This is a genomic window from Enterobacter cloacae complex sp. SHL009, from assembly GCF_049237205.1.
GTDB lineage: Bacteria > Pseudomonadota > Gammaproteobacteria > Enterobacterales > Enterobacteriaceae > Enterobacter > Enterobacter cloacae_M.
Map to the genome: position 1 here is coordinate 1,145,967 of NZ_JBMKIW010000001.1, position 16,374 is coordinate 1,162,340.

A 16,374-nucleotide genomic window follows, 5' to 3' on the forward strand; every position below is an offset into this window, starting at 1 on the left:
CATTCTTTATTTCAGCAGACGTACGCGACAGGTTTTACCCTTAATTTTCCCGTTTTGCAGCTGCTTCCATGCCTTATGGGCAACCGCATGGCGAACCGCTACGTAGACATGCGCCGGATGGACCGCAATCTTGCCGATATCCGCCCCGTCCAGCCCCACATCTCCGGTCAGTGCCCCTAATACGTCACCTGGACGCATCTTGGCTTTTTTACCGCCATCAATGCACAGCGTCGCCATTTCAGCCTCCAGCGGCACAATGCTGGCGCTGGCCGGTGCATTCATCCAGTTCAGCTTAATCTGCAGCATCTCAGAGAGAATATTGGCGCGCTGAGCCTCTTCCGGTGCGCAGAAGCTGATCGCCAGACCGCTGTTTCCCGCGCGCGCGGTACGGCCAATACGGTGCACGTGCACTTCAGGGTCCCACGCCAGCTCAAAGTTCACCACCAGCTCAAGGGATTTAATGTCCAGACCGCGCGCAGCGACGTCGGTTGCGACAAGAACGCGGGCGCTGCCGTTAGCGAAGCGGATCAGCGTCTGATCGCGATCGCGCTGCTCCAGATCGCCATGCAGAGACAATGCGCTCTGGCCGGCAGCATTCAGGGCGTCACAGACCGACTGACAGTCTTTTTTGGTATTACAGAACACCACGCAGGACGCAGGCTGATGCTGGCTCAGCAGTTTCTGCAGGAGCGAAATTTTCCCCTGCTGCGAGGTTTCAAAGAACTGCTGCTCGATAGCGGGCAGCGCGTCTACGCTGTCGATTTCAATGGTGAGCGGATTTTTCTGCACGCGCCCGCTGATGGCGGCGATGGCCTCCGGCCAGGTCGCGGAGAACAGCAGCGTTTGACGATCGGCCGGGGCGAAACGGATCACCTCGTCAATCGCATCGCTGAAGCCCATATCCAGCATCCTGTCTGCCTCGTCCATCACCAGCGTTTGTAACGCATCCAGCGAGACGGTGCCTTTTTGCAGGTGATCCAGCAGGCGGCCGGGCGTTGCGACAATAATGTGCGGCGCATGCTGAAGTGAATCACGCTGCGCGCCGAACGGCTGTCCGCCACAGAGGGTTAAAATCTTGGTGTTTGGCAGGAAACGCGCCAGGCGACGCAGTTCACCCGCGACCTGGTCCGCCAGTTCGCGGGTCGGGCACAGCACCAGAGACTGGGTCTGAAAAAGCGCCGCATCGATATGCTGCAACAGGCCAAGGCCGAATGCCGCCGTTTTCCCGCTGCCCGTTTTCGCCTGCACGCGCACGTCACGGCCCTCAAGGATGGCGGGCAACGCGGACGCCTGAACAGGCGTCATCGTGAGGTAACCCAACTCGTTGAGGTTATCGAGCTGGGCGGCGGGCAGAACATTCAGGGTAGAAAAAGCGGTCACAGTAGTCTCTCGTGGTCATCTTTGCGGTCAGATGGCGCGTATCCTCGCAGATCTCGCGGTTCGATGCGACAATTTAATCGGTTCTTGATCTGGCGGCGGGTCGGGCATCGGCTGCGGACGCGGGATGGGATCGGGCATTGGCACCGGATCGGTGGGGACGGGATCGGATTGACGCGATTGTTGCAGTAGCAGAGCGTTCAGGATGCTCATCATTCCCTCCAGAATTTGCTGTCGTCCCTTTTAGGGTAGACGCTGAAAATCAGGAGGCAAAAAAAAGCCGACTATGAAGTCGGCGTCGTACGAATCAATTGTGCTATGCAGTAATTCAAAAAAGGAAGTAAGACAATATGGAGCGCAACGCCCATCGCTTGACGTTGCATTCACCTGCGGGAGTCATATTGCACCTTACGGGGTAGCTGTTTATTGACTTCGCTCAATTAAAAGAGCGTTTTGATCCCGTTAAAAGCTGAAAAAAGCGTAAATTTACAGCCATTTACTACGATGCAACCACCATGCAACACCACCAATCAAAACAACTAACATCACGCAAAACGCGGTAAAGCCGTAGCGATAAGCGCCACCCGGAATTCCCCCCAGGTTCACGCCAAACAGCCCGGTAAGAAACGTGCTGGGTAAAAACACCATCGCCATCAGAGACATCGTATAGGTTCTTCTCGCCAGCGACTCCTGCATCACCTGCGCGATTTCGTCCGCCATCACCGCCGTTCTGGCAATACAGGAATCAATCTCGTCCAGCCCGCGCCCCAGCCTGTCGGCAATATCCTGCATTCTGCGCCGCTGATCGTCATTCATCCAGGCGAGCCTTTCGCTGGCAAGACGCGCATACACGTCGCGCTGCGGCGTCATGTAGCGGCGCATCACAATCAACTGCTTACGCAATAAGGCCAGAAAACCGCGGGGCGGGATCTGCTGATCGAGCAGGTTATCTTCCAGGTCGATGATTTTGTCGTGCAGCTCTTCAATAAATTCACTCGCATGATCGGTTAGGGCGTCACAGACGTCCACCAGCCAGCTGCCGCAGTCGACCGGCCCGGTACCTTCTTTCAGATCGTTGACGATGTCATCCAGCGCCAGAACTTTTCGCTGCCGGGTCGACACAATGAGCCCGTCGTCCATGTAGACACGCATCGCAACCAGCTGATCCGGGCGTTCATCCGTGCTGCCGTTAATGCAGCGCAGGGTGATTAGCGTCCCGTCACCCATTCGGCTCACGCGGGGCCGCAGGCTTTCACCCGCCAGGGCATCGCGCACGTTATTGGGCAACAGCGGCGTCGAGGCCAGCCAGTCAGCGCTGTCCGGGTGGGTGTAGTTCAGATGTAGCCAGCAGGGATGCGCACTATCGATCGCATCATTATCTTCCAGCGGTCGCGCACCGCCGCGGCCATCCAGCACCCACGCAAAAACTGCGTCTGGAACGTTTAGTTCAGATCCTTTAATGCTTTCCACAGCGCCTCCACCTTTTTACCTCTTTCGGTGTCAGTCTAGCTTTCATCAGGTGTTAAGCAACAACTATGTATCCCATCGCGCTGAAATCGCTCAGGAATTGTACATTCTGGCCGGTGGCATTAATAAAGCCTGGCATGCCAGGCTTTACGGTACTGTCAGAGAGAGTGTTCTGGCCGCTGAAGGAAGGATGGCGAGCCGCCTGATAATAAGTAAGGAGAGCCCTGGTCAAGTCTGAAATTACGCGTTCGGGTCTGCAGCTCAATCACCTGATTACGAAGTACGTCCGAGGAACCATTGAGCTCCTCTGCCATTGCCACGTTACTTTGCGTGACCCGCTCCAGCTCCGATAGCGCCAGGGTAATCTGAGAAATACCTTTCTCCTGCTCTGACGTTGACGCGGAAATTTCGTCCATTAAGCGGCTGACATTCCCCGAGCCCGTCACGATTTCATGCATATTTTTCTCTGCCTGTGACACAACGCTGGCTCCCTGCGTGACGTTACTGCTGGTGACTTCAATCAGCGTTTTGATATTCTTCGCGGCCTCCGCGCTGCGGTGTGCCAGGTTTCTTACCTCTTCCGCGACGACAGAGAAACCCTTTCCATGATCGCCCGCCCTTGCCGCCTCAACGGCCGCGTTGAGCGCCAGGATATTCGTCTGGAACGCAATGCCGTCAATCAACGAAATAATCTCCGTCATCTGCTGCGCGCATTCGGTAATGGACTGCATATTGCTGGCGACCTGCCCCATGAGCTCACCGCCCTTGCGCGCCTGTAACGTCGCCACATTTGCCTGCTCGCTCGCCAGGCGGGTGTTATCGGCATTGTTTTTGGTGCTCGCGGCCATTTGCTCCATGCTGGCTGCGGTTTGCACCAAAGACGCAGACTGCTGCTCGGTTTTAACCGATAGCTGAGCGCTACGTGCCGAGAGTTGGTCCGATAAGGTCATAGCAGTTTGCGATGATGCCCTGATCTCCCGCACCAGCGTCGCAATATTGCCGGAAAGGCTGTTTATACCGGGGATGAGTCGTCCCGCGCAGTTATTGCCAAATTCAGGGATAGATACGCCAAGGTTACCTGCGGTCACCTCCTCAATACTCCTCTTCACCGTATTGATCGGCGTCACAAGATACTTCGTCATATAGACCCAGAGCAAAAATAGCGCAACGAAATTGATGACATTAAGCGAAATAAAGAGAGACGTATTGCTGGAAAATAGAACAACGACACCCGCACTTACCAAAAAAAGAGAGAAAAGGAACCCGATAATAAAGGTCCTGACACTAATATTTTTTAGCATGATAATACCCACGTTTTATATTTTGGTCGGCACTTAGACTTATAGCATTGGCCCGGAAGTTTTTCATCGCAAACAACGCTTGTTTTTTGTTTCGCCGTTAGCATCCTGAGATTTGTCTTAAGTCAGATAAAAAAAGCGTATTAGTGAAAATGTTTTGCTCAGCATGCTGTGATACTGGTTTCCCGCCATCTTAAGCGATAGTATCGCCCGCGGTAAGACGATACGATCGCCTTCCTATTTAAGGAGCTTTGCTACTGTTATTCGTTCTTGTTTAGCAATGCTTAATATATTAACAAGAGAATATATTTTATATTCTTAATAAGTTTTAGAGTATTAATATGACTGGTCATTTTTCACGATAAATAACTAATATGGTTTAAATGCGCATGTTCGTTGCCCGATAAAGATGTACCCGGCAGGCGAAATCGGTAACCCTCTCAGGCGTGGGACTGCATAATGCTCAATATATCGTGGGACCCTGTGTTAATCGCTATCTCTTATCTGGTGGCGTTTATCGCCTCCTTTGTGGCGCTGGACAGCGCCGGAAAGATCCCCCTCTCCAGCCGAACGGCTGCCCTCTTCTGGCGTATTGCCGGCGGGGTCACGCTGGGCATTGGCATTTGGTCGATGCACTTTATCGGCATGCTGTCGATGCAAATGCCCATGATGATGAGCTACGACCTCTGGTTAACCCTTGCGTCACTGGGCGTCGCGGTGGTTGCATCGGCCACGGCACTTAATATTGCCGTCGCGGGCAAAAAACTTTCTCCCTTTCGACTGATCTTTGCCACGGCGATCCTGAGCGCTGGCGTGGTGTCGATGCACTACATCGGTATGGCGGCCCTGATGCTGGATGGCAGCATCATCTGGGATAGCCGCCTCGTGGGGTTGTCCGTGGTTATTGCCGTTGTTGCCTCCGGCACGGCGCTGTGGCTGGCTTTTCGTCTGCGGGATAAACGCAAAGGCGTTTTTATCGATCGCATTATCGCGGCTTTCGTCATGGCTGCCGCGATTTGTGCGATGCACTATACCGGCATGAGTGCCGCGCAGTTTCAGGAAATGGCGCATACCCTCCCGGGCGGGATCGGCGAGCTGGGGTTATCCATCTGGGTTTCAGTCACCACGCTCTGCCTGCTCGGGGTGATGTTAATCATCTCACTTATCGATTCCCACCGGCGCACCAGCCGGCTGACGGATAATCTGCATCAGCTCAACCGCCAGCTTGAGCTACAGGCGCGGTTTGACGCGCTCACCGGGCTCGCAAACCGCCACCAGATGGATCTCCGCATGCAGGACTGTCTGCGCAGCGCGCTGCTGAGCAAAAAGCCCTTTGCGGTTATTTTCCTGAACGTCGATCACTTCAAACGCGTTAACGATACGTGGGGTCACAGCGTCGGTGATGAGTTATTGATCGCGGTCGCGCAGCGCATCACGGCCCGGCTCACGCGTGAGATGACCCTGGCAAGGCTGGGAGGCGACGCCTTTATCCTGCTGGTGCCGGAATGTGACGACGACAGGCTCAACGCCCTGGTCACCGCGCTGCTTGAAGACGTGCGACGCCCTCTGTCTGTCTGTGGGCACACGCTAAGCACAACGATCAGTGCGGGCGTCAGCCTTTACCCTCAGGATGGCGAAACGCTGCACGAGCTGAAGCTCAAGGCGGATGCAGCCCTAAATCGCGTCAAAGAAGAGGGCCGCAACGGCTGGGCGATTTACCGGGCCGAGATGTCAACGGCGATCCCGGCGAAACCCGGTTTCCTGCAGGAGCTTTCGCAGGCGCTTGAACGCGATCAGTTTGAGCTGTGGTACCAGCCAACCTGGCATGCGGGAGATAAAACCATTCACGGTTTTGAAGCCCTTCTGCGCTGGCGGCATCCTGAGCAAGGGGTTGTACTGCCTAATCTGTTTATCCCCTCCCTGGAGCAAACGGGTTTAATTATTCCGGTAGGTAACTGGGCCATTGAAGCGGCATGCCGACAGCTTCATTTCTGGACTGAGCAAGGTTTCAGCCAGTGGACGCTGTCGCTCAACCTATCCCCCATCCAGTTTGAACAGCCGGATATTTTCCAGATCGTTTCGTCGATGCTGGAAAAATATAGCCTGTCTCCGTCCCGGCTGATCCTGGAGGTAACGGAAAGCACCGCGCTTAAAAATCTCGACCGCAGCATTGAGTTGCTCAATGCGTTTAATCACGCGGGGATCGTTGTCTCGATTGATGATTTTGGTACAGGCTATTCCAACCTTCTGATGCTGAGCGTGCTTCCGGCAAAAGAGCTCAAGATCGACAGAAGCTTTGTCACGTCGATGCTGGAAAATGAAAAAAGCTACAAGCTGGTTGAAACCATTATCAGTATCGCCCGGACCATGGAGATGAATGTGGTGGCAGAAGGGATCGAGACGGAAGAACAGCAGGCGGTTCTCACCCGTCTCGGCTGCGATTACCTGCAGGGTTACCTTTTCTCCCGACCCTTACCTGCCGAGCAGGTACCGTGGCTACTGCTGCAGATAAACTCAGACAAACAGATTATACCCATTAATAAAATTCAAACGGACCCCGCATTTATTTCTCAAAAAAATCATGCCTGACGGGGTTAAGTGGAGTATGTTTCAAGGGAGTACACGCGAGTCAATTCTGTCATGATTGTCAGGCACATGTTGTCGATGAACAGGAAACGCCTATGTCGCAACCTTGTTTTGATGCGTTGAATGTAATTAAAACACCCGTGTGGCTCGTTTCACCCGTGTCGGAAAAGATCGTTTTTGCGAATGTGGCAGCAACGCAGATCATGGGGGATAAAACGCTCGATGACCTGCGCAAAGGGATCTACTCTGCCAGTGCGCAAACCGTCCTGTCGATGTATGTATCTGAACTGAAAACAGAGCCGGAGATCGTCGAAATCTGGACAACGAGCCGGGATGGACAGGATACGCCGTTAAGCTGTCGCCTCTCGCTTGCCCACTACGCGCCCTGGGGCGATGTGATTGTTTTCGAGGGCATCTCCCAGCAAATACTCTCAGGATTGAAGGCCAGCCGTTCCGCTACCTACCGGCGGAAAAAGCAGGGTTTTTATGCGCGCTTTTTTCTGACCAACAGCGCCCCGATGCTGTTAATCGATCCGGCCCGCGACGGTCAAATCGTCGATGCGAATCTGGCCGCTCTCAATTTTTATGGTTATTCACATAATGACATGTGCAGTAAGCATACCTGGGAAATCAATACGCTGGGGCGAGATGTGATGCCCATTATGACTGCGATTGCCGCGCTGCCCGGTGGTCATAAGCCGCTCAATTTTGTTCACCGCCTTGCCGATGGATCCACCCGCCACGTTCAGACGTATGCCGGGCCCATTGAGATCTACGGCGACAAGCTGATGCTGTGCATCATCCACGATATCACCGAGCAAAAAAGGCTGGAGCAGGAGCTGGAACATGCGGCGTTACGTGACTCCATGACGGGGTTACTCAACCGGCGCCAGTTCTACGCGATTACCGATCAAAGCAACCTGAATACACTTCCCGCGCAGCAGCAATTTAGCCTGCTGCTGGTGGATACCGACCATTTCAAAAACATTAATGACCTGTTCGGCCATCTGAAAGGCGATGAGGTGCTTATCGCCCTTTCCCGGACGCTGGAAGCCTGTAGTCGGGAGGGCGATATGGTCTTCCGCTGGGGAGGCGAAGAGTTCGTTATCCTGCTGCCCCGCACCTCTCTCGATACCGCGATGCAGATTGCCGAGTCAGTCCGCGCAGCCGTTGCCCGCATTACGATTCCGGGCCTGCCGCGGTTTACCGTCAGCATTGGCGTGGCGCGGCACAATCAGGGAGAGAGTATTGACGAGCTGTTTAAGCGTGTGGACGATGCGCTGTATCGCGCTAAAAATGACGGACGCAATAAAGTGCTTGCGGCATGAAACTGGAGTATCCGGAAAAGCCCCGCTACAATGCCCACCTCGAATCAATTAGCGTCAGGTGGGTAAAAGCCGCAATGGGAAAAACAGAAATAATACTCACCTTAATTATTTTACTCCTTATTATATTTGGCTTCTGGTTTATTTTTAGCGGTGAGATCTGGCATCTCGTCGAATTTCTTGAAAATAGCCTTTACCCGACCTTTGACGCACCGTAACGCACGTTTAATCGCTTGTTTCACCTACCGAATATGTCAGCTATCTGCTTCCCTTACAGCCGCGTAAAATACGCGGCGTTATCCTCCAACAACGTTGATAACGAATCACTTATTCATTTGCTTATGTTGCCCGTGCTCTGACGGGCTTTTTTATTTCCGGCAATTCAGCCACGCCAGGCTATATCTTAATCATCTTTATTGATAGAGGTGAGGAAAGATGAGCAAGAAGATCCTGATGCTGGTTGGCGATTACGCCGAAGATTACGAAACCATGGTGCCTTTTCAGGCGTTGCAGATGATTGGCCATCAGGTGGATGCGGTCTGCCCTGACAAACCGAAAGGCGATTACATCATGACGGCAATCCATGACTTTGACGGCGCCCAGACCTACAGCGAAAAGCCCGGTCACCGCTTTACCCTCAACGCCGATTTTTCAGCCGTAAAGGAGCAGGACTACGACGCGCTGCTCATCCCCGGCGGGAGAGCCCCCGAGTATCTGCGGTTAAATGAGGACGTCCTAAAGCTGGTACAGGCATTTGTACGCCGCGCGTAAGCCGATTGCCGCAGTGTGCCACGGCCCACAGCTGCTTGCTGCCGCGGGGATCCTGAAAGGACGAACCTGTAGCGCCTACCCGGCCTGCGCGCCTGAGGTCAGTCTCAGCGGCGGACACTACGCCGCTATCGGCATCGATCAGGCCCATGTAGACGGTAACCTGGTGACGGCTCCCGCCTGGCCCGCGCATCCGCAGTGGCTGGCGAAGTTTAATGCGCTATTAGAATAACAGAGACCCGGCATTGGGCCACGCATAGCGGATGAAACCGTACCGCGTATTGCAGACCTGGCGCATTCCCGCGCCAGGTCTCATAAAACATCAGTGCTTCTCAATAAACATCGTCCGGCTATACGCCACGTCTTCCGGGTTATTAATAGGGTAGCCTTTCACCCAGGGCTTAATCAGACGACCATTGGTGTACTGGTAAATGGGCGCGATAGGCGCTTTCTCCATGAGGATTTTCTCCGCCATGTTGTAGTCCGTATTACGCGCTTTCGCCGTGGTTTCCAGCGCTGCCTGGTGGATAATTTTATCGTAGGCCGGGTCATTGAAACGCGAGATATTACCGCTGTGGGTTGAGGTCAGCAGGGACAGGAAGGTCGACGGCTCGTTGTAATCGCCTACCCATGACGCGCGGATCACGTCAAAATTGCCGGTATTACGGCTGTCGATATAGGTTTTCCACTCCTGGTTTTGCAGTTTGACGTCCACACCGAGATTTTTCTTCCACATGGACGCCACCGCAATGGCGATTTTCTGGTGGTTTTCCGAGGTGTTATACAACAGTGTCAACTTCAGCGGACGCTGAGGACCGTAGCCTGCGGCCTGGAGCAACGTTTTCGCCTGAGCGTTCAGCTCCTGCTGGGACATCTGCTCGAACGGTGAAGGCTCTGGGGTGAAACCCGCCGTCACGTCAGAGGTGAAATGCCAGGCCGGCTTCTCGCCTGTACCTAATACCTTTTCTGCCATAATGCGGCGATCGATAGTCATGCTCAGCGCAAGACGAACCCGGGCATCGGCCGTCGGGCCCTTTTGCGTGTTAAATGCGTAGTAATAGGTTCCGAGCTGAGGCGGCGTATACACCTGTCCCGGAATGTCCTTCAGGAGCTTCTGATACATGTTTTTCGGGAACGATTCGGTGATATCAATATCCCCCGCCAGATAGCGCTTAGTGGCGGACGATTCCTGATTAATCGGAATGAAAGTCACTTTTTGCAGGACAGTTTTCGCGTTGTCCCAGTAGTGCGTATTCGGCACGACAACCAGTTTTTCATTCACCACGCGGTCGTTCAGGACGTACGCGCCGTTACCCACCAGGGCGCCCGGACGCGTCCACTCTTTCCCGCTTTCAACGTTCGCTTTTTGCACCGGATAGAAGGCGAAGTTCGCCGTCAGGTTGCTAAACCACGGGAGCGGTTTGTCCAGCTGGACGCGTAAGGTTCTGGCATCCACCGCCGTCACGCCCAGGGTATCTGGCGCCGCTTTGCCATCGATAATGGCCTGCGCGTTGTTGATGCCTGCCAGCGCCGCAAACCAGGCAAACGGAGACGTGGTTTTCGGGTCAACCAGACGCTGCCAGCTGTAGACAAAATCCTGCGCGGTGACGGGCGTACCGTCTGACCATTTCGCGTTTTCGCGCAGGGTAAACGTCCAGATACGGTTATCGTTGCTCTGCCAGCGCGTCGCCACGCCCGGGGTCAGCTCCCCTTTCTCGTTCTGATTCACCAGCCCTTCGAAAAGATCGCGAATCACCTGAATCTCGGGTAATCCTACCGCTTTTGCCGGATCGAGCGAAGCAGGCTCGTCTTTAATATGCCTGACCAGCTCCTGTTTTTGCGCCAGTACCGTGCCCTGGGGCACATCAGCCGCGTACGAGAGTGTAGAGAGTCCGCACAGGTACAGTGCAGCGCAGAGACGCGAAACAGGATGCTTCATAAGATCCCCTTTGATGAATTCAGGTAACAAGCAGATGCGTAATTATTTGTTTCGAAACAGAGAAATGCAAATATCTTCGTCAGGAATAGTGATTTGAGGCAATTCTCAACCGTTACGGAAACTATTTGATTAACAGCGAGTTTTGCACAACACTGCCAGTAGAGACTTCTTTATCAGGATTTCGTATGGCAATCACCCGACCACGAGCGGAGCGCGGAGCCTTTCCGCCGGGCGCTGAGCAATATGGCCGCTCATTTTTAGGCGCATCGCTGATCTGGTTCCCGGCGCCCGATGCCGATCGCAGCAGCGGTTTGATCATTGCCGGCACGCACGGAGATGAGAACTCGTCCATCATCACGCTTTCCTGCGCGCTGCGGACGCTGACGCCTTCATTGCGACGTCACCACGTAATTCTTGCCGTCAATCCGGACGGCTGTCAGCTTGGTTTACGGGCGAATGCGAGGGGAGTCGACCTGAACCGTAATTTCCCGGCGGCAAACTGGCGCGCCGGCGAAACGGTTTATCGCTGGAACAGCTCCGCCGAGGAGCGGGACGTGGTGCTGCTGACGGGAGACAAGCCCGGCTCCGAGCCGGAAACGCAGGCGCTGTGCCAGCTTATCCATAAGATCCACCCCGCATGGGTTGTCTCCTTCCACGATCCGCTGGCCTGCATTGAAGATCCGCGTCACTCCGACCTGGGCGCGTGGCTGGCGCAGGCTTTCGCCCTGCCGCTCGTCACCAGCGTGGGCTATGAAACACCCGGATCGTTCGGTAGCTGGTGCGCCGATTTGAGCCTGCCCTGCATCACCGCTGAATTCCCGCCGATTTCCTCCGACGAAGCCAGCGAAAAATACTTAAACGCGATGATGGAGCTTCTGCGCTGGCAGCCTCAGAGATGAAGCACGCCGCTGGTAAAATTAAGCGCCGGTGAAACGTCAACCGCCAGCCACGTCGGGCCATCCAGATCGGCGAAACGGACCTGATTGACCAGCGGCAGCGCCGCGCCGATCGCCCGGGATGTGCAGAGCATGCATCCCAGCATCAGGGAAAAGCCCTGCGCCTGCGCTTCCGCCGCCAGGGCCAGCGCCTCTGTCAGCCCGCCGGTCTTGTCGAGCTTGATATTGACCATCTCATAGCAGCCCTTTAGCGCGCTCAAATTCTCGCGGGTATGACAGCTTTCATCCGCGCAGACGGGCAGCGGATGGATAAAATTCTTCAGCGCCGCATCATCCTTCGCTGGCAGAGGCTGCTCCAGCATCGCCACGCCCAGGTCAGCCAGCAGCTGGCATCGGGCGGCAAGCCCCTCGGGATGCCACGACTCGTTGGCGTCAACAATCAGCGTGGCCGAGGGAACCGCCGAGCGAATGGCGACCATCCGCTCGCTGATCAGGCGATCGTCGAGCTTCACTTTTAACAGCGTGGCCCCGGCGTCATAGAGCGCTTTTGCGCTGGCAGCCATCTGCTCCGGCTCACCAATCACGACCGTTTGCGCCGTCACGACGGACTCCGGCAGCGCCGCTCCCAGCAAGGACGTCAGCGATTGCTGCTGCCTGGCGGCCTCAAGGCTCCAGAGCGCACAGTCAATAGCATTACGCGCTGCCCCGGCGGGTAAACGCTGCTGTAACGCCTCGCGCGTGAGCCCTTTTTGCAGCTCTGGTACCAGGGTCATGATATGCGCCATCACCAACGCAGGGCTTTCTCCATAGCGCGGGTATGGCGTACATTCCCCAATGCCTTTAAACCCCTCTTCTTCGATTTCGACTACGACCACGCTGGCTTCACTTCGACTGCCGCGGGAAATCACAAACGGGGTATGCAATGGCCAGGCTTCTTCAAAGACCTTAACGCTTCTCATCACTGACTCCTTGCGGCCCGGAAAGGCGACAAATTTGGTTTGCCGTGTTATCCGCTGATGGCATACACTAGCCCCGACGTTAACTATATGTAAACAGGAAGATATCTATGTCACAACTCGTTCATTTCCAGGGCAACCCGGTTGCTGTTGCAGGTTCCATTCCGCAGGCTGGCAGCAAAGCGCAGGCTTTTACTCTGGTGGCTAAAGATCTGTCTGACGTCACACTGGCTCAGTTTGCGGGTAAACGCAAAGTACTGAACATTTTCCCAAGCATTGACACCGGCGTTTGTGCCGCGTCCGTGCGTAAATTCAACCAGCTGGCGACTGAAATGGACAACACCGTTGTGCTGTGCATTTCCGCTGACCTGCCGTTTGCCCAGTCCCGTTTCTGCGGTGCCGAAGGCCTGAGCAACGTTATTACCCTCTCCACCCTGCGCAGCGCAGATTTCCTCGAGAAATACGGCGTCAGCATCGCGGAAGGCCCACTGAAAGGTCTGGCAGCACGTGCCGTACTGGTTCTGGATGAAAACGACACCGTTGTCTTCAGCGAACTGGTTAACGAAATCACCACCGAGCCGGATTACACTGCCGCGCTGGACGTGCTGAAAGCATAATAAGTACTTAGCATTCTATACAACTTATTCTCAACCTCGCCGCGGCGGGGTTTTTTATTGCGCCAAAGCTGAATCGTTAAAGCACAAATGCACACAAATCACATTAATCATGCAATAACTTAGACAATATGTAACATGAGCGTGATCAATAACGCATAATAATCGTTAAATTACCCTATTTTCATCCCCAGTGAAGCACATCACATTTCCCTTTTTGTCTAAACATTAGATTTGCTTACGAAAGAAAATAATCGTTTCAGCAAAAAGGATAATATATGAAGATTAAATTCGCTTTTACGCTCCTTGCGGTACTGATTTCTGGCCATGCAGCGGCTAAAACCTGGGTGCTGACAAGCGCTGAAAGCAGCGTAGAGAAAGGAAACTGGAAGATTTCCAGTGATGAGCTGAAAGTTAAAGATCGGACGTTCAGCATTGAGCAAAAAGTCTTACACGGTGGTAAACAGGAAGGCAGCAAAGTCATCATAATTAGCAGCAAAGATGGCCTGACGATTACCCTGAGCCCGACCCGCGGGATGAACCTTCTCCATGTTGAAGGCTTTGGCACCCGACTGGGGTGGAATTCGCCCGTTAAAGAGGTTGTTAATCCGGCCTACATCAACCTTGAAAGCCGCAACGGTCTCGGCTGGCTGGATGGTTTCAACGAGATGATGGTGCGCTGTGGCTATGAGTGGACAGGACATCCGGTCACCGCTGACGGGCAAATTTACACCCTGCACGGCAGGGCCGGTAATACCCCTGTTTCGCAGGTCGAGGTTGAAATCGCGGATGCCGCCCCGCATGAGATCCGCGTTCGCGGTTTGATCAAAGAGAGCACGTTTAAAAAAGCGGATCTGCAAACCATGACCGAACTGCGCTACGTTCCCGGAACCAACCAGTTCAGCCTGCATGATGTGCTGACCAACCATGCGGATTACCCTCATGATTACCAAATCATCTATCACAGCAACTTCGGCACGCCGATCCTTGAAGAAGGCGCCCGTTTCCTTGCGCCAGCGGCGAGCGTGAGCCCATTCAATGACTACGCCAAAGCGGGGGTTAACGACTGGCAAACCTATGCCGGGCCGACAAAAGGCTTTGATGAGATGGTCTTTAATATTAAACCGCTCGCCGACAATAACCACGAAACGCTTGCGGCGGTGGTCAATAAAGCCGGAGATAAAGGCGCGTCAATCCAGTTTGATACCCGCCAGCTGCCCGTGCTGACCTTATGGAAGAACACCGACACGCTGAAGCAGGGCTACGTCACGGGCATTGAGCCGGGCACCAGCTACGCCTACCCCGTTACGATTGAACGCGAGCAGAAGCGGGTTAAGCAGCTGCAGCCCGGTGCCAGCGCGCAGTTTGACCTGACCTATACCCTGCTACACAGCCCGCAGCAGGTGAAAGAGGTCGAAAACAGGATTGCGTCGATTCAGGGAGAGACAAAAACAGAAATCGTTAACACGCCCATGGCGAAGGAATAACCATAAAGCAAAAAGCCTCTTTACAGAGGCTTTTTGTTATTCGTCACCTTTCTTATGATTCAATCCATACTCACGCAGCTTGTTCGCGATCGCGGTATGCGAGACGCCAAGACGTTTTGCCAGCTTGCGGGTGCTGGGATAGCTGCGGTACAGCTGCGTCAGCACTGAGCGCTCAAAACGGCTGGTGATATCGTCCAACGAACCCTCCATCGCCTCTTCGCCGACCGATACCGTCCCCGCGTCGTAATCAGGCAACAGAATATCCTGCGGACGCAGTTCATAACCTTCCAGCTGGGTCAGCGCGCGATAAACGGCGTTTTTAAGCTGGCGAATGTTGCCCGGCCAGCCGTAGCGCATAAGCACCGTGCCGAGATCGGCAGACAGCTTCGGACGCGGCACCCCCTGCTCGTCGGCAAAGCGGGCGACGAACAGTTCCGTTAGCGGCATGATGTCCTGCGGACAATCGCGCAGCGGTGGAATATTCAGCGTCAGGACGTTGAGGCGGTAATAGAGATCCTCGCGGAAGATCCCTTTTTGCACCAGCTCAACCAGGTTTTTCTGGGTGGCGCAAATGACGCGCACGTCCACATGCACTTCGTGATCCTCTCCGACGCGGCGGAAGGTTCCGTCATTCAGGAAACGCAGCAGCTTAGCCTGCATACGCGGCGACATTTCGCCGATTTCGTCCAGCAGCACGGAGCCGCCGTTAGCCTGCTCGAAGAACCCTTTCTTGCCTTCCGGCGCGTGGCCAAACAGCTCGCTTTCAACGGCATCTTCCGGAATAGAGGCGCAGTTAAGTGCCAGATAAGGCTTAGCCGCACGCGGGCTCGCCAGATGCACCGCGTGAGCCAGCAGGTCTTTCCCGGTGCCGGTATCCCCGGTAATCAGCAGCGGTGCGGTCAGGCTTGCGAGCTTGCGTGCCTGATCAACCACATGGCGCATTTTCGGGCTGACGGCAATAATCTGGCTGAACGCGCCGACATCCTGACTGGAGAGGTTTTGCAGCTGGCGACCCATGCGTAACGTCGAGCGCAGCATGATCACCGCCCCGGTCAACACGCGGGTATTCCCTTCCCCTTTCAGATAGACCGGCGTGATCTCCATCAGGAAATTCTGCCCGTTAATCACCACATGCTCGCTAAGCGTGTTCTGCGGATTGCTGTCCAGCCAGCGCTGGAAGTTAAAGCCGGGGATCAGCTGCGCGGCGTTATGATTGCTGAGCTTCTCCTGGCTCTGCGCGAAAAGCTGGCAGCTCGCGTGGTTAACGCGCTCAACTTTGCTTTTCAAATCCAGGGAGAGGAACGGCTCCGGCATGGCCTCCAGCAGCGCGCTCAGGGCCAGGTGCTCACGCTCAGAGGGCATCCAGGGAATGGTGCGTACATCCGTAACGCCAGCGATACGGCGGATTTCCGCCATCAGGCTGCTGAAGGTGTTAAATTCAATCTCGGCAAAATTGAGGTAAATTCGCCCGACAGGATCGATCTCAATGCCACGTAAATCAATGCTACGTAAAACAAGAAGATCGAGTAATTCGCGGGTCAGACCGAGACGGTCTTCACAGAAGACTTCAAGACGCATGGGAAATTCACCGTTTTAAGCCAATAACAGTAAAATGATATGTCAGAACACGGTGATCGGGAAGATGGCTGTCAACAAATATT

At 54.6% G+C, this 16,374-nt stretch carries 13 protein-coding genes and 1 pseudogene; 7 read left to right on the forward strand and 7 right to left on the reverse strand.

Translation table 11 applies throughout. The features are described 5' to 3' along the window. Positions 1–6 precede the first annotated feature (6 nt). The 4 genes from dbpA to ACOTZC_RS05650 form a co-directional block, all read right to left on the reverse strand. Positions 7–1,380, reverse strand: a complete 1,374-nt coding sequence (gene dbpA / locus ACOTZC_RS05635; protein WP_421635648.1) for an ATP-dependent RNA helicase DbpA — start codon at positions 1,378–1,380, stop codon at positions 7–9. A gap of 27 nt (positions 1,381–1,407) precedes the next feature. After that, positions 1,408–1,593 carry a hypothetical protein gene (locus ACOTZC_RS05640; protein WP_419095316.1) on the reverse strand — a complete coding sequence of 62 codons (186 nt, stop codon included), beginning with the start codon at positions 1,591–1,593 and terminating at the stop codon, positions 1,408–1,410. 270 nt (positions 1,594–1,863) lie between these two features. After that, complete coding sequence (gene zntB, locus ACOTZC_RS05645; protein ID WP_023312017.1) at positions 1,864–2,847, reverse strand: zinc transporter ZntB; 984 nt, start codon at positions 2,845–2,847, stop codon at positions 1,864–1,866. A gap of 155 nt (positions 2,848–3,002) precedes the next feature. After that, entirely contained in the window at positions 3,003–4,145 is a 1,143-nt protein-coding gene (locus ACOTZC_RS05650) for a methyl-accepting chemotaxis protein (RefSeq protein WP_045400104.1), read from the reverse strand. 456 nt (positions 4,146–4,601) lie between these two features. Between ACOTZC_RS05650 and ACOTZC_RS05655 the strand changes: the two genes are divergently transcribed. The 4 genes and pseudogenes from ACOTZC_RS05655 (at position 4,602) to ACOTZC_RS05670 (ending at position 9,053) form a co-directional block, all read left to right on the forward strand. Further along, positions 4,602–6,731 carry a putative bifunctional diguanylate cyclase/phosphodiesterase gene (locus tag ACOTZC_RS05655; protein WP_047063563.1) on the forward strand — a complete coding sequence of 710 codons (2,130 nt, stop codon included), beginning with the start codon at positions 4,602–4,604 and terminating at the stop codon, positions 6,729–6,731. A 92-nt stretch (positions 6,732–6,823) separates the two neighbouring features. Next, on the forward strand, positions 6,824–8,056 hold the full coding sequence (locus ACOTZC_RS05660; protein ID WP_126304060.1) for a sensor domain-containing diguanylate cyclase: 1,233 nt from the start codon (positions 6,824–6,826) through the stop codon (positions 8,054–8,056). 74 nt (positions 8,057–8,130) lie between these two features. Next, a complete protein-coding gene (locus ACOTZC_RS05665; RefSeq protein WP_032668497.1) occupies positions 8,131–8,271 on the forward strand; it encodes an Ecr family regulatory small membrane protein in 141 nt (46 codons plus the stop codon). Between the two features lie 217 nt (positions 8,272–8,488). Continuing rightward, positions 8,489–9,053 (forward strand): annotated as a pseudogene (locus ACOTZC_RS05670) (DJ-1/PfpI family protein). Between the two features lie 90 nt (positions 9,054–9,143). On the opposite strand, the gene ACOTZC_RS05675 reads toward ACOTZC_RS05670, so the two are convergent. Then, on the reverse strand, positions 9,144–10,760 hold the full coding sequence (locus ACOTZC_RS05675; protein ID WP_421635649.1) for a peptide ABC transporter substrate-binding protein: 1,617 nt from the start codon (positions 10,758–10,760) through the stop codon (positions 9,144–9,146). Positions 10,761–10,945: 185 nt separating this feature from the next. Between ACOTZC_RS05675 and mpaA the strand changes: the two genes are divergently transcribed. After that, on the forward strand, positions 10,946–11,659 hold the full coding sequence (mpaA, locus tag ACOTZC_RS05680; protein ID WP_421635650.1) for a murein tripeptide amidase MpaA: 714 nt from the start codon (positions 10,946–10,948) through the stop codon (positions 11,657–11,659). Here the strand turns inward: mpaA and ycjG are convergent. Continuing rightward, complete coding sequence (gene ycjG, locus ACOTZC_RS05685) at positions 11,650–12,615, reverse strand: L-Ala-D/L-Glu epimerase (protein WP_421635651.1); 966 nt, start codon at positions 12,613–12,615, stop codon at positions 11,650–11,652. The two genes, mpaA and ycjG, sit on opposite strands and share 10 nt — an antisense overlap. Before the next feature lie 107 nt (positions 12,616–12,722). Here ycjG and tpx point away from each other — a divergent pair, with 107 nt between their 5' ends. Then, on the forward strand, positions 12,723–13,229 hold the full coding sequence (gene tpx / locus ACOTZC_RS05690; RefSeq protein WP_023335907.1) for a thiol peroxidase: 507 nt from the start codon (positions 12,723–12,725) through the stop codon (positions 13,227–13,229). Between the two features lie 275 nt (positions 13,230–13,504). Further along, on the forward strand, positions 13,505–14,713 hold the full coding sequence (locus ACOTZC_RS05695) for an aldose 1-epimerase family protein (protein WP_045400120.1): 1,209 nt from the start codon (positions 13,505–13,507) through the stop codon (positions 14,711–14,713). 36 nt (positions 14,714–14,749) lie between these two features. On the opposite strand, the gene tyrR is transcribed toward ACOTZC_RS05695, so the two are convergent. Next, the gene (gene tyrR / locus ACOTZC_RS05700) at positions 14,750–16,291 is read right to left on the reverse strand and encodes a transcriptional regulator TyrR (protein ID WP_023312028.1); all 1,542 of its coding nucleotides are present in this window, start codon (positions 16,289–16,291) and stop codon (positions 14,750–14,752) included. Positions 16,292–16,374 lie beyond the last annotated feature (83 nt).

What these genes read in the sequence shown, in the direction of transcription:
- ACOTZC_RS05640 (WP_419095316.1), bottom strand. Translation starts at nt 1,593, where the DNA reads ATGATGAGCATCCTGAACGCTCTGCTACTGCAACAATCGCGTCAATCC.
- mpaA (WP_421635650.1), top strand. Translation starts at nt 10,946, where the DNA reads ATGGCAATCACCCGACCACGAGCGGAGCGCGGAGCCTTTCCGCCGGGC.
- ACOTZC_RS05665 (WP_032668497.1), top strand. Translation starts at nt 8,131, where the DNA reads ATGGGAAAAACAGAAATAATACTCACCTTAATTATTTTACTCCTTATT.
- tyrR (WP_023312028.1), bottom strand. Translation starts at nt 16,291, where the DNA reads ATGCGTCTTGAAGTCTTCTGTGAAGACCGTCTCGGTCTGACCCGCGAA.
- ACOTZC_RS05660 (WP_126304060.1), top strand. Translation starts at nt 6,824, where the DNA reads ATGTCGCAACCTTGTTTTGATGCGTTGAATGTAATTAAAACACCCGTG.
- ACOTZC_RS05650 (WP_045400104.1), bottom strand. Translation starts at nt 4,145, where the DNA reads ATGCTAAAAAATATTAGTGTCAGGACCTTTATTATCGGGTTCCTTTTC.
- ACOTZC_RS05695 (WP_045400120.1), top strand. Translation starts at nt 13,505, where the DNA reads ATGAAGATTAAATTCGCTTTTACGCTCCTTGCGGTACTGATTTCTGGC.
- ycjG (WP_421635651.1), bottom strand. Translation starts at nt 12,615, where the DNA reads ATGAGAAGCGTTAAGGTCTTTGAAGAAGCCTGGCCATTGCATACCCCG.
- ACOTZC_RS05655 (WP_047063563.1), top strand. Translation starts at nt 4,602, where the DNA reads ATGCTCAATATATCGTGGGACCCTGTGTTAATCGCTATCTCTTATCTG.
- ACOTZC_RS05675 (WP_421635649.1), bottom strand. Translation starts at nt 10,760, where the DNA reads ATGAAGCATCCTGTTTCGCGTCTCTGCGCTGCACTGTACCTGTGCGGA.
- tpx (WP_023335907.1), top strand. Translation starts at nt 12,723, where the DNA reads ATGTCACAACTCGTTCATTTCCAGGGCAACCCGGTTGCTGTTGCAGGT.